At 72.6% G+C, this 13559-nt stretch carries 11 protein-coding genes; all 11 read right to left on the reverse strand.

The genetic code is table 11. The annotated features are described in order from the left end of the window. Window positions 1-400: 400 nt before the first annotated feature. Window positions 401-2347 (reverse strand): cell wall-binding repeat-containing protein, encoded by a 1947-nt coding sequence (locus tag AOK24_RS23355; RefSeq protein ID WP_055722028.1) that lies wholly within the window; start codon window positions 2345-2347, stop codon window positions 401-403. A 226-nt stretch (window positions 2348-2573) separates the two neighbouring features. Then, window positions 2574-3245 carry a response regulator gene (locus AOK24_RS23360; protein WP_055722029.1) on the reverse strand — a complete coding sequence of 224 codons (672 nt, stop codon included), beginning with the start codon at window positions 3243-3245 and terminating at the stop codon, window positions 2574-2576. Window positions 3246-3262: 17 nt separating this feature from the next. Further along, a complete protein-coding gene (locus tag AOK24_RS23365) occupies window positions 3263-4639 on the reverse strand; it encodes a sensor histidine kinase (RefSeq protein WP_409122809.1) in 1377 nt (458 codons plus the stop codon). A 120-nt stretch (window positions 4640-4759) separates the two neighbouring features. Further along, complete coding sequence (locus AOK24_RS23370; protein ID WP_055722030.1) at window positions 4760-5437, reverse strand: response regulator; 678 nt, start codon at window positions 5435-5437, stop codon at window positions 4760-4762. Next, window positions 5434-7020 carry a sensor histidine kinase gene (locus tag AOK24_RS23375; protein ID WP_055722038.1) on the reverse strand — a complete coding sequence of 529 codons (1587 nt, stop codon included), beginning with the start codon at window positions 7018-7020 and terminating at the stop codon, window positions 5434-5436. The genes AOK24_RS23370 and AOK24_RS23375 overlap by 4 nt, the downstream gene beginning before the upstream one ends. Window positions 7021-7024: 4 nt before the next feature. Continuing rightward, on the reverse strand, window positions 7025-8395 hold the full coding sequence (locus AOK24_RS23380) for an acyltransferase family protein (protein WP_055722031.1): 1371 nt from the start codon (window positions 8393-8395) through the stop codon (window positions 7025-7027). Next, window positions 8379-9377 (reverse strand): alpha/beta hydrolase, encoded by a 999-nt coding sequence (locus AOK24_RS23385; protein ID WP_055722032.1) that lies wholly within the window; start codon window positions 9375-9377, stop codon window positions 8379-8381. Before AOK24_RS23385 ends, AOK24_RS23380 begins: the two co-directional genes overlap by 17 nt. Window positions 9378-9752: 375 nt before the next feature. Then, window positions 9753-10661: an alpha/beta hydrolase gene (locus tag AOK24_RS23390; protein ID WP_055722033.1), complete on the reverse strand. Its 909-nt coding sequence runs from the start codon at window positions 10659-10661 to the stop codon at window positions 9753-9755. A 247-nt stretch (window positions 10662-10908) separates the two neighbouring features. Next, a complete protein-coding gene (gene kynU, locus AOK24_RS23395; protein ID WP_055722034.1) occupies window positions 10909-12096 on the reverse strand; it encodes a kynureninase in 1188 nt (395 codons plus the stop codon). After that, window positions 12089-12928 (reverse strand): tryptophan 2,3-dioxygenase family protein, encoded by an 840-nt coding sequence (locus tag AOK24_RS23400; RefSeq protein WP_055722035.1) that lies wholly within the window; start codon window positions 12926-12928, stop codon window positions 12089-12091. The genes kynU and AOK24_RS23400 overlap by 8 nt, the downstream gene beginning before the upstream one ends. Before the next feature lie 182 nt (window positions 12929-13110). Next, the gene (locus AOK24_RS23405; RefSeq protein WP_055722036.1) at window positions 13111-13524 is read right to left on the reverse strand and encodes a DUF3151 domain-containing protein; all 414 of its coding nucleotides are present in this window, start codon (window positions 13522-13524) and stop codon (window positions 13111-13113) included. Window positions 13525-13559: the final 35 nt, after the last annotated feature.

Below are 13559 nucleotides of genomic sequence, written 5' to 3' on the forward strand. Positions count from 1 at the left end.
AGATGTGTATAAGAGCCCGACCTCCCCCCGAACGACAAGACCTGGGAGTACGCCCTCGATACCCCCAACGACCTCCGCGCCGTATCCCATCTGCCGCCGCGCCCTCCGCACGACCCTGACCCTCTACGGCCTCATCCACCTCGTCGACACAGCCGAACTCCTCCACGGAACTCCTCGCCAACGCCCTGTGCCACACCGGCGGCCCAGCCACCCTCAGGATCTGCCGCGACGCGGGCACCCTGCGCATCGGCACCTGGGACACGGACCCCGAACCCCCTGATTTCACCAGGGAGTTCGGGGAAGAGGGCGAGGGCGGACGAGGGCTCGCGCTGGTCCGGCACTGCTCGGACGTGTGGGGGTGGAAGCCGTCGACCAGCCCAGCCCGCGAACGCCAACTCCCTTACCGGACCAGGTTGTTGTGTGCCCCCGCAGGAGCCACCCCGTTGTAGTACGGGTGGTACGTCCACTGCCCGGCGCCCGCGCTGATCGCCTTGCCCGCCGCGTCCAGTGTCGCCGCTGCGACCGAACCCGTGCCGCCGAACGTCGCCGTGAACTGGATGCTCGCCGATGCCTGGGTGAGGTAGCTCTGGACGGTGCCTGGCAGGGCGGTGGCCTTGGGGGTCCAGATCAGGGGGCTGAAGACGTTCATCGCGGCGGCGGCCGAGATGCCGTCGCGCCAGGCCGGGCCGACCAGCGTGACCTGCCTCGGCGAGGCCCACCAGAACTTCGCGAGCGCGACGGACGTCGCCTCGTCGGTGGCGCCGGTGACCGGGTAGTAGACGGAGTTCGACGGCCACCTCGGGAAGCGCGCGTGCGCCACCGCGTACGCGGCGGGCGAACCCACCGGGATGATCATCGTCCTGGTGGGGTTCAGGCCGTTGAGGTACGCCTGGACCGGCGCCGTCAGCTTGTTGCCGTTGCTGAGGACGACGCCGGCCGCGCCGCTCGTGCCGCCGGACCCGGCAGCCGCCGCCGCGGCGAGCGCCGCGTGGTAGTCGGCGCCGGTCGCGACGAAGACGTACTTCGGTGCGGCCGTGATCGCCTTGGCGGACAGCACGGACGTCGCGTACCGGTCCGCGCCCGCGATCCGCTGGGGCGTGTAGCCGAGGGACCTGACCTGGCCGGCGACCGTGTTCGTGAGGATCGAGGTGCCGCCCATGAGGTAGACGGGGGCGCCCTTCTTCAGCGTGCGCTTCAGCTCGTTCCTGACGGCGGTCGTCAGGCCCGTTCTCGGCGTGGCCAGCACCGGGCCCGCCTTCTTGCCGGCGAGCGCGGGCGCGGTCAGCGCGTACGCCCAGTCGTCACGGTTGACCAGCACCGCCGAGCGCGCGTTCATCAGCCCGGGCACGCTGGGCGCGCCCAGCTTGTTCCACGTCCAGCGCGAGGCCGCGATGTTCGTCGCGTCCGGCGTCGCGCCCCACACCCGGCCGGTGTTGTTCTTCCGCAGCGGCTGCCAGCTCGGCCGGTCCCCCTTCGGCGTACCCGGCACCTGCGTCACCGCGCCGGAGGCCAGGTCGACGTACGCCGTGCTGTGCACGTCCGTCGCGTCGCTCGCGGTGTGCGCGTCGAACACGATCCGCTTGCCCGTCGGCGACCACGAGGGGTGCTCGGCCCAGCCCGTGCCGCTGGTGCGCTGCCGCACCCCCGTGCCGTCCGCGTTCGCCGTGAACACCTGCCTGAGGCCGTTCGCGTCCTTGCGCACGAACGCCAACTGCCCGCCGTCCGGCGAGAACGCGGGCTGCGCCGCGTCGTCCAGCACCTTCTTCACCGTCCGCCGGGCGGTGTCGTACACGTACACCGCTTCGGCGCCCGTGCAGTTGCCCGTGGGGCGGCGGGTGAACGCGACCTGCCCCTTCTCGTCGACCGTCGGGCCGCTGTCGCACACCGACGCCGGTTCGAGCGCCGCCGTCAGCAGCGGCTGCGGCACCCGGGTGCCGTCCGACGGGCCCGCGACGAGCTGCCCGCCCGACGCGAACACCACGGCCTGCCCGCCCCACCAGAACGTCAGGTCCTGGTACGGCGCGCTCCTGCGCACCCCCTGCGGCTTCGGCAGCAGGAACTGCCCGCTCCCGTCCGGCCGCACGCTGGCGATCCTGCCCCCGACGACGCTGACGATCCGGCTGCCGTCCGGCGCCCACGTCGCGTACGTCCCCGTCCCGCTGCCGACCTTCGTCTGCGCCCCGGTCGCCGGGTCCACCAGCACCGGACCGTCGGTCAGCAGCTTCCCCTCCGTGCCCGGCCAGGACCCGGCGCCGTCGGCCAGGGCGCCGGGCGCCAGCGCCAGGCTTCCCACGGCGGCCAGCGTGACCGCCGACGCGAGCACCGCCGCGCCGCGACGCGTGAACAACGAACTCAAGGTGTCGACCCCCCAATGGATCAGACGCTCCGCCCTGCCGTCCCCCGGCCGGCACGGAGCAGATGAGAAAAAGCGATGGGTCGCGTCCCGCCGGGTCAGCCGAGGTCACTCGGCCGACTCACAGTCGCGGCACAGCGTCTGAGTGAGCGTAGGTCCCGAAGTGACCGGTGAGGAGGGGGTTTACGGGTTCATGGGAACACATTGACGATTCTCGCCCCTATCCCGGCACCACCAGCCTCGTCTCGTACGCGAACACCGCCGCCTGCGTACGGTCCCGCAGCCCCAGCTTCACCAGGACCCGGCTGACGTGGGTCTTCACTGTCGACTCCGCCACCACCAGGTGCTCCGCCATCTCCGCGTTCGACAGGCCCTGCGCGATCAGCACCAGCACCTCCGTCTCCCGCTCGGTCAGGTCCCCGTACGCCGCCTGGGCGCTCGCCGGGATCCGGGGTCTCTCGTTCTCGGCTAGCCGCGAGAACTCCGTGATCAGCCGCTTCGTCACCGAGGGCGCGAGCAGCGACTCCCCGGACGCCACCACCCGTACGCCCTCCGCCAGTTGCCGCGCCGAGGCGTCCTTCAGCAGGAACCCGGAGGCGCCCGCCCGCAGCGCCTGGTACACGTACTCGTCCAGGTCGAACGTCGTCAGCACCAGCACCTTCGCCGCGCCGTCCGCCGCCACGATCTCCCGCGTCGCCTCGATCCCGTTCAGCTCCGGCATCCGGATGTCCATCAGGACCACGTCCGGCGCGAGTTCGCGCACCTTCGCCACGGCCTCCCGCCCGTCCACCGCCTCCCCGACCACCTCGATGTCGGGCATCGCGTTGAGCAGGACCGAGAATCCCTCCCGCACCATCATCTGGTCGTCGGCCACCAGGACCCTGATCGTCATGTCCCGCCTCCCCTCTCTCACTCCGTGCCCTGGGCCGCGACCGGCAGGAACACCGCCACCTCGTAGCCCCCGTCGTCCGTGGCGCCCGTCGTCATCTCGCCGTTCAGCATCGTCACCCGCTCCCGCATCCCCGTCAGGCCGTGCCCCTCTCCCGTCTGCGCCTTCGCCAGGGACGGGTGCCGCGCCGGGCCGTTCACCACCCGTATCCCGAGGCCCCCGAGCACATACCCGAACTCCACCGTCGCCGTCGCCCCCGGCGCGTGCCGCAGGGTGTTGCTGAGGGCCTCCTGCACGATGCGGTACGCCGACAGCTCCACCCCCTGGGGCAGCTCCCGCACCGCCCCTGTCGTCACCTTCTCCACCGCCAGGCCGGCCTCCCGCACGTTCGCCAGCAGGCCGTCCAGGTCCGCCAGCGTCGGCTGCGGGGCGTCCGGCACCTCGTAGTCCTCGGCGCGGACCACGCCCAGCACCCGGCGCAGTTCGGTGAGCGCCGCGACCGCGTTCTCCCTGATCGTCGCGAACGCCTTCGCCAGCTCCGGCGGGGTGTTCTCCACCCGGTAGGGGGCCGCCTCCGCCTGGATGGCCACCACCGACATGTGGTGCGCCACCACGTCGTGCAGTTCCCTGGCTATCGTCGTCCGTTCCTCCAGCAGCGTCCGCCGGGAGCGCTCGTGCTCGGTCACCGTCTGCTGCGCCGTGACCTCCCGCTCCGCCTGCCGGCGGGTGTGCCAGACCGTGACGGCGAGCAGGACGAACGCGGAGAGCACCAGCATCGGGCCCGTGTCCGTGCCGTACCCCTCGTGGCTCCAGCGGAAGAACGACTCGGCGGTGAAGCCGTAGGCGGCCGTCAGCAGCCACATCCAGGCCGCCGTGCGCGGGCGGGTGCGGACCGCCACCACCGTCAGCACCAGCAGGTGGGAGATGAAGGAACCCGGCTCCCAGGGCCACAGCGTGTACGACGTGCCGACCGTGGCGACCACCGTCGTCGACGCGAACGAGAGCCAGAACGCGCCCACCGGCCGGACCAGCGTCAGCAGCACCGGCGCCAGGACCAGGAGGCCGCACACCATGTTCAGGGCGCCGCCCCGGGCGTCCGTCCACGCGTTCATCATCGCCAGGACGCCGCCCGCCCCGACCAAGCCGTGCCTCGCCCAGGCCGCGTACTCCCGGCGCCGGCCCTTCAACCGGCGGACCAGGCGGCTGTCGTCGCCCAGGCGGGGCAGCGGACGGTAGGCGAAGGCGTCGTCGATCAGGTCCTTGCGCAGCCCGCGCAGGGCGTCCAGGGCCGCCTTGGCCTCCGGACTGCGCGGGGTGTATCCGCCGTCGTCCGAATCGCCGTACGGGCTCTGCGGATCCATGATCCGCGTCCGGGTGGTCTGCGTAGTCTCGGTCACATTCACCACCGTAGGTCGGAGCCCGGATCGTCGTCGTCACCACTGAGAGGGGTTCCGCCGGGTCCATCTCAAGTACTACGGGGTCTCCCCCGTACCCGGCCGGACCCGGCGAAGCACCGCTCAGCGGGCGGCCGGGCGCACGAGCCCCACCTCGTACGCGAACACCGCCGCCTGCGTCCGGTCCCGCAGCCCCAACTTCACCAGGATCCGGCCCACATGGGTCTTCACCGTCTGCTCGGCCACGCACAGGTGCCGGGCGATCTCCCCGTTCGACAGGCCCTGCGCGATCAGCGCCAGCACCTCCGTCTCCCGCTCGGTGATCTCCTCCAGGCGCACCTTCTCGGGCGCGCGCGGGCCGCTGTCGATGCGGGCGAACTCGGTGATCAGCTTGCGGGTGATGCCGGGCGCGAGCATGGCGTCACCCGCCGCGACGATCTTGACGGCCTCGGCGAGCTGCTCGGCGGAGGCGTCCTTCAGCAGGAACCCGGAGGCACCGGCGCGCAGCGCCTCGTACACGTACTCGTCGAGGTCGAAGGTCGTCAGCACCAGCACCTTCATGCCCGGCAGCAGACCGGTGATGCGGCGCGTCGCCTCGATGCCGTTCAGATCGGGCATCCGGATGTCCATCAGGACGACGTCCGGGGTGAGTTCGGCCGCCTTCTCCACCGCGTCCAGGCCGTCGACCGCCTGGCCGATCACCTCGATCCCGGGCTGCCTGGTCAGCAGGGCCGTGAAGCCCTGCCGGATCATCTGCTGGTCGTCCGCGATGAGTACGCGGATCTTCGTGTCGTTCGTCATCTCTTCTCGTCTCCTGTCACATCGTCGGGAGGAGGCTGCGGCAGGGACGGGTCGTCGCCCCGTCCCTTGTTCCGGAACGCCTCCGGGAGGATCAATCGAACTTTCGGAACCTCGGACATCTCCTGCACCAGCCCCGGGAGGGCCACGTACGCCTCGTCGCTCGCGGGGCCGTCCTCTCGGACGCCGTCACGCGGCAGGAACGCCGAGACGACGAAGCCGCCGTGCAGAGTCGGGTGGGCCATCAGATGGCCGCCCAGCATCGCCGCGCGCTCGCGCATCCCCAGCAGTCCGTGCCCCGCCCCGGGGGACGGCTCGACCTGGCGGCTCGGGGCGGAGTTCGTGACGCTCAGGTGCACGCCGTCCCGCTGCTGCCCGATCTCCACGGTCACGCCGGCTCCCGGCGCGTGCCGCAGCACGTTGCTGAGCGCCTCCTGCACTATTCGGTACGCCGAGAGCTGGACGCCCGGCGGGTACGGCGGCACCGGCGGCTCGCCGGTCATCACCTTGACGACGTCCAGCCCCGCCGCGCGGGTGTTGTCCAGCAGCGCGTCCAGCCGGTCCAGGGTGGGCTGCGGGGCGTCCGGCGCGGTGCCGGTCGCCGCGCCGAGCCCGTACGGCCCGTCGGGATCCTCGGGGCTCTCCGAACGCAACACCCCCAGCACCCGGCGCAGTTCGGCCAGCGCCTCCAGCGCGTTCTGCCGGATGCCCGCGAGGTTCTCCTTCAGCTCCTCGGGCGGGTCCGCCACCAGGTGCGGGGCCACCTGCGCCTGGATCGAGATCACCGACATGTGGTGCGCGACCACGTCGTGCAGCTCCCGCGCGATACGGCTGCGCTCCTCCAGCAGCGTGCGCCGCGCGCGCTCCTCGGCGGTGATGCCGGCCTGCTCGACGAGTTCGGTCCGGGCCTCGCGGCGGCCTCGCAGGGCGGCGCCGATGAGGACGACGCCCAGGAAGACGGCCATCGCCAGCGCACCGCTCGGTGTGTGGGGCCCGGTGCCGATCGCGCTTTCCACGATCCAGGTGGCCAGCGCGGTCAGGACCAGCACCTCGGCGGAGACCCGCGCGCGGACCCGCAGGGCGACCAGGAGGAGGACCAGCGCGTGGACGACCAGACCGGGAATGCCCCAGGGCCAGGAGACACCGCCGTTCCATACGCCCTGGTCCGGCCCTGGGAAGAGGTAAGGGATCAGCAGCCGGTTGCGTGCTCCCAGGGCCGCCACGACCGTGGTCACCAGGGACAGCCACCAGCCGTGCAGCGGCCACCACAGCGCCACGACCAGCGCCACGCCCTGCGCCGCCGCGCACACCAGGCCGAACTCGACGCCCAGTTGGTAGCGGGTGTCGAACTGGTCGACGTTCGCCAGCGTCGCCACGAGCGCCGCCAGACACACCAGCCCGTGCGGCAGCCACCGCAGCCACACCGACGGCGGCAACGGCATCGCGGCGGTCGGCCACAGATCTCGCCGCAGTGCCGTGAACACCCGCCCCGGCCACGTCTCCCGCAGTGCGCTGCGCCGACGGCTCTCGCCCGATGACCGGCGCAGTGCGCGCTCCAGGTGCTTCTCCAGCTGTGTCACCCTCATCACCCTATGCACCGCCGACCTTCTTCAAAGTGGTCGATTCCGGGTGCGGAAGCGGATGCTTCCGCCCTGTGGCCAAGCGCGCCAACGGCCGCGCCCTGCCTGGTAGTTCGCCGACGGACCGCGTCGTCCTGTTGACGGCCCCGCCGCCCCGCGCACGCCTTCCCGGCCTCGTCTCCCAGCCGTGGAACGCCGCCCAGCACACCGCGAGCGCCAGCACGAACGCCGGGAGCCACAGGAGCCGGTACGGGACCCAGGCCAGCGCGTCGGGGCGGCTGTGCAGGCCGGGGAGGTGGCCGGCGGGCAGGGCCAGGGCCGTCGTCGCCATCAGGGCCGTCTGGTGCCAGAGGAACACCGTCATCGCCGAGAGGTTGAGCAGCGCCACCGCCGCCCACGCGCGAGGTCGGCGCATCGCCCTCCGCAGCCGGCCCCGCAGCAGCAGTGCCGCTCCGCACTGGGCCAGCCCGAAGGTGACCGCCGCCAGCGTCGGCGGGTTCAGGTTGGAGACGCCCTCCCCGGGCACCCCCACCATCGACGCCGGGTACCCGCCCCACCGGACCAGCACCGCCGTCACCACCGCACCGCCGGCCAGCAAGATCCACCCGGCGCGCCGGCGCTCCAGCTCGCCCCGCGTCCATGCCGCGCCCAGCGTGTACGGCACCGCCCAGCCCGCCGCCAGGTTGACCCAGCCCAGCCAGGCCGGGCCGCCGAGCCCGAAGCGGACCAGGTCCACGTGGAGCACCACGACCAGCGGCCACAGCGGGTTGAGCCGCGCCAGCAGCGGTGTCGCCACCGTCAGCAGCGCGAAGACCAGGAGGAACCACAGCGGGGACAGCGCCAGCTTCACCAGCGTGCGCACCGTCACGAACGAAGCGCTGCCCAGCAGGAGGCAGACCGCCACCGTCAGCCATACGCCCACGAGCGCGGCCACCGGCAGGAACAGCCGCGCGAGGCGGGCCCGCAGCCAGCCGGCGTAGACGCCGCGCGACAGCTCCCGGCCGGTGTCGGCCCCTGCCCCGGCGGCCCGCCCTGCCTCGCGCGCCCGGCCCGTGCCCCGCGCCCTCTCCCGTGCCCTTTCCTTCACCGCCGCGTAGCTCCGCGTCGCCACATGCCCGCCCACCATGAAGAACACCGCGAGCGTCTGGAACGTCCACGACACGGGCGCGAGCCATGGCATCGACGCCAGCGGGCTCGCCGCGCGCAGGGTGTCGCCGTCGGCGACCAGGGCGGTCACCAGCCAGTGGCCGAGGACGACGCCGAGGATGGCCAGCGCGCGCAGGGCGTCCACGGCCCGGTCGCGGTGCGGGGGTGTGGCGGCGTCGATGCGGGCCGCCGTGCGGGCCAGGCGAGTGCCGCGCGGATCACGTGTGGTGAACACGGGTCACCTCCGTCGACTCGCCGAGAACGATCCGGGCCAGGTTGGCCAGCGAGACCGAGCCCGGAGTGAAGTAGTCGCTGTGCCCGCCGTCCCCGGCGGCGAAGACGCGGGCACCGAAGGCCGGGGAGACCGGGTCCGTGCCGAAGCCGATCGTCGTGCCGAAGAGGCGCGCGCTGGTGTGCGGGACGTCCGCGACCCAGTCGTCCGCTCCGCGCGCCGCCCATACGCGGGCGCGGGTGTCCAGGTCGGCGGCCGAGTCCTCGCCGGTGCCGGGGCTGGCGAGGAGGACCAGGTCGTCGGCGTCCAGGCCGTCGGCCGCCCGGGCGCACACCACCGTGCCGTAGGAGTGGCACAGGACGCTGAGGTCGGCGCCCGGGCCCGTGAGGGCGCGCAGCCCGGCGACGAGGTCGCGCAGGTCCGGCGCCGCCTCATCCGCCCTGTCCGGCGTCAGGACCGTCGTACTGATCGTGCCCGGCGTCGTGTACCCGAGCCAGGCGACCACCGCCGCCCCCGAACCGGCCGAGCCCTCCCGGGTGAGCCGGCGGTACAGGGCGTCGGCTCCCGCGCGGAAGCGTTCGTACGTGTCCAGCGTGGTGTCGGAACCGGGGACCAGGACCGCGACGCGGTGCGCGTGTGCCAGGTCGCCGAAGACCTCCGTGGCCCGGCCCTCGCCGCGGCCGTCGAAGGAGAGGAGGCGCCTGTCGGGGGCGGCCAGTCTCCGGTCGGCCTCGGCCCTGTGCCGGTCGCCGTTGCCCTGGGCCATCCTCGACGCCAGCTCGGCGTTGGCCCGGTTCGCCGCGTACGTCTTCTCCAGCGTCGCGGCCGTCAGCGGAAGCGCCGGCGCGGGAACAGGGGCCGGGATGTCGGGGCGGGCCGCCGCAGTAAGGGGGACGACCACCGCCGCGACGACCAGGACGGCGAGCAGGGCGCGGAGCCGGCGCCCCGCCCTTCCGTCCGTCTTCTCCGCGTCACCGAGCCGCATCGCCGCGCCCCTCCCCGTCCAGGCCGCCCGACCGTCGGGCGAACTGGTTGCGAAGTTACGGATCGGCGCTCGTCGTCCGCGTCCCGCCTGAGAGCTCTTCTTCGACGTAGCTCTCAGGTATTACGGGTATGACGCGGGTCCGGGATCGGGGCGCTTTTCTCGGGAGGTCGCAGCGGTCCTCGGACGTCCGCCGGGCAGGCTCGACCGGGGATACCCAGGAGCTGCCCGGGGACTACGACAGAGGTACCGAAAGCACCGGCACGGAAACCCAACGGAAGCCCACAGGCGGCGTTTCCCGCCTGCACCCCCTACCGCCGACACCCCTACCGCCGACTCCCAGTCGCCCGACTCCCCCGTATCCCCCAACTCCCCACCTCACCAAGCCAACTGCGCGATCTCCTCCCCCACCACCGCGCACGCGTCCGCCACCGGGTCGATCAACGGAAAGTGCCCGACGTCCTCAAGGAGCGTCACCCCCACCATCTCCCCCGCCTTCGCCGCCGCGTCCGCGTACGCCTCCGCGACCGCCATCGGCACGACCTCGTCCGCCCGCCCCTGCACCAGCGTCGTCGCGATCCCCGTCGGGAGCAGCAGCGCCGGGTCGGCGTACGGCCGTCGCTCGGCGAACTTCCCTTCCCCGCCCAGGAGTTGAGTGGAGGCGCCGGCGCACACGTCGAGCTTGCGCGCGATCTCGAAGTCGGCGATCGGCGCGAGCGCGACCACGCCCCGCAGGTTCGGCGCAGCGGCCGTGCGCCAGGGCGCGTCCGCCGGGAGGACGTGCCGGGCGGCGGCCCACAGCGCGAGGTGGCCGCCGGCCGAGTGCCCGGTGAGGACGGTACGGCGCGGGTCGGCCGTGGGGAGGACGTCCCGGACGAGGGCGGGGAGCGCGTCGAGCGCGGCGGCGACGTCGTCGAAGGTGTCCGGCCAGCGCCCCGCGACCGGCGGCGTATCCCCGTCGTCCGCCACGGGAGCGTCTGCGCCGTCGGCCTCCAACTCCCCGCGCCGGTACTCGACGTTGGCGACGGCGAATCCGCGCCGGGCCAGGAAGTCCGCGAACGGCGTCAGGTGCCGGCGGTCGTACCGCGCGCGCCAGGCTCCCCCGTGCAGCACGACGACCAGCGGCGCGAGTCCCCCCGTACCCCCTGTAGTCCTCGGGAGGTAGAAGTCGATCACCTGGTCGGGGTGGTCGCCGTAGGCGGCGGTCGCGTCGGGGTCGACGGGCGGATGCGAGAAGGCGGACTGCTCCTCGGCGGCGGTCCGGGCTGCGGCGACGTCGTCCGGCATGCTCCAACCTCTCAGCAACAAAGTGGAATTGACGACCAGGTGGGTGAGGACGGCTGCGAATCCGTCCGCTGGCGGGGACGGTATCAGGCCCGTGACGTGCGCGGACACGCGGATGTCACGCTGGGTGAGGGGTAAACGGTTCTGCCCGGATATGAGACCCCCGGCACTTCGTACCGTACGTACCGAAGGGCACACCGCTCGTGGTCGTGCGGTGTGCCCTTCGTGTGAACGGGGTTGTCGTGCGGGACTACTTGAGAGCCAGCCGCAGTTCCCGCGCCGCGCGTTCCACGTCCGCGAACCCGAGGTACAGCGGCGTGAATCCGAACCGCAGGACGTCCGGGTACCGGAAGTCCCCCACGATGCCCCGCGCGATGAGCCGCTTCATGACGTCGCCCGCGTCGTCGCAGCGCAGCGCGATCTGGCTGCCCCGCTCCGCGTGGGCCGACGGCGTCACGCACTCGACCCGGCCCGCGGGGACGTACTCCCCGACGCATTCGAGGAAAAAGTCCGTCAGGGCAAGGGACTTGGCGCGCACCGCCTCGATGGACACGCCCTCCCACACCCCGAGGGCCGCCTCCAGCGCGAGCATGGAGAGGATGTCCGGGGTCCCGACCCGGCCCCGTACGACGTCGTGGGCCGGCTCGTACGACGGGCTCATCCCGAACGGCTCGGCGTGCGAGTTCCAGCCGGGCAGCGGGGAGTCGAACTCCCCCTGGAGATCGCGGCGCACGTACAGGTACGCGGGTGAACCCGGGCCGCCGTTCAGGTACTTGTAGGTGCAGCCGACCGCGAGGTCCACCCCGTGCTCGTCGAGCCCGACCGGCAGCGCGCCCGCGCTGTGGCACAGGTCCCAGACGGCGAGGGCACCCGCCGCGTGGATCGCGGACGTCAGCGCGGGCAGGTCGTGCAGCCGGCCGGAGCGGTAGTCGACATGGTTGAGCAGTACCGCGGCGGTACGGGGGGACAGCGCGCCGGCGACCTCCGAGGGCGGTACGGGGAGCAGCGTGCACCCCGTCATCCTCGCGGCGGACTCGGCGATGTAGCCGTCGGTGGGGAAGGTCGTGGCGTCGACGACGATCTCGTCCCGCCCCGCTCCCGCCATCCGGCGCGCGGCCACAAGTGCCTTGAAGACGTTGACACTTGTCGAGTCGCCGACGACGACCTGGCCGGGTCCGGCGCCGATCAGCGGGGCGATCCGGTCGCCGATCCGCTCCGGTGCCGTCCACCAGCCGCTCTCCTCCCAGGACCGGATGCGCAGTTCGCCCCACTGGCGGCGGACGACGTCCGCGACCGCGTCGGGGACGGCGGCGGGCAGGGCGCCCAGCGAGTTGCCGTCCAGATAGACGCCCCCGTCGTCGAGGGCGAACTCGGCGCGCTTCGCGGCGAGTTCGTCCCTGGCGTCCAACTCCTGCGCTTTGACGTCCAGTTCAGACATGGGACCTCGCCGTCCACAGCTCGGGGAAGACGTTCTTGCGGGCCCGCTTCTCCAGCCAGGCCACGCCCGCTGAGCCGCCGGTGCCGGCCTTGGCGCCCATCGCGCGCCGGGTGGCGACCAGGTGGTCGTTGCGCCAGCGCCAGACGAGCTCGGCGACATCGGTCAACGCCTCGCCGAGCCGGGCGAGTTCGGCGTTCTGGTCGCCCTGGTAGAGGGCCGTCCAGACCGCCTCCACCTCGGGCGAGGGCTCGTAGCGCAGGGACACGTCACGGCTCAGCACCTCGTCCGGGATCGCGTGTCCGCGGCGGGCCAGCAGCCTCAACACCTCGTCGTACAGGCTGGGTTCGTGCAGCGCCTTCTCCAACTCGGCGTGCACGCGGGGCGCTCCGCGATGCGGGACAAGCATGGACGCGGACTTCTCGCCGAGCAGGAACTCCATCCGCCGGTACATGGCGGACTGGAAGCCGGAGCCCTCGCCGAGGGCCGAGCGGTAGGAGTTGAACTGGGCCGGCGTGAGCTGGGCGAGCGGACGCCAGGAGGCGTTGAGCGCCTCCAGCTCCCGTACGGAGCGCTTCAGCGCGTCGACCGCGACCGGTATGTCGTCCGAGCGCAGGGCCTTCGTGGCCGTCTCCCACTCGTGGACGATCACCGTGAACCACAGCTCCATGACCTGGGTGGTGACCAGGAAGACCATCTCTCCGGGGTCCTCGGAGAGGGGGTGCTGGAGGTGGGTGAGCACATCCGCCCGGACGTAGTCCTCGTACGGCGTCGTACCCGCGAAGTCGAGATGAGGGGTCTCGGGCTCGTGAGCCTCGTGAGCCTCCTGGGACATCGCTGTCTCCTGTTGTTGCTCCGGGTAGCGGTCCGCCCCTGCCGTTCTCGACACGGGGGCCCCGGTCCCCGCCGGGCATCCTCTTCGATCGTCGGCCGAAAAGGCAAGGCCCGCCTGATCACACGTCCAGACGGGCCAAACCTGGTACCCGGGTACTACACGGGTACGCCTCGGGTACCGCCTCAGCCCAGCGTCTGCGCCGCCGTCGCCGAGGAGTCCTTCAGGAACTGCGTGCACCGCTCGTACTCGTCCTGCTCCCCGATCGCCCCGGCGGCGCGCGCGAGGGCGTGCAGGGCGCGCAGGAAGCCGCGGTTGGGCTCGTGCTCCCACGGCACCGGGCCGTGGCCCTTCCAGCCGCTGCGGCGCAGGGCGTCGAGACCCCGGTGGTATCCGGTACGGGCGTACGCGTACGACTCCACCACGCTGCCCCGCTCGAACGCCTCGTCGGCGAGCCGCGCCCAGGCCAGCGAGGACTTCGGGTACTTCGCGGCGACGTCGGCCGCCGCGGTGCCGCCCGCGAGCAGCTCGCGCGGCTCGGGGTCGTCGGGGAGGTGGGTCGGGGGCGGGCCCCCGAGGAGGTTCTCGTGAATCGTCATGGCCTCCAGTCTGTCACCCCGGCAGGGACCCGGCA

It is taken from the genome of Streptomyces niveiscabiei (assembly GCF_001419795.1).
Taxonomy (GTDB): Bacteria; Actinomycetota; Actinomycetes; order Streptomycetales; family Streptomycetaceae; genus Streptomyces; species Streptomyces niveiscabiei.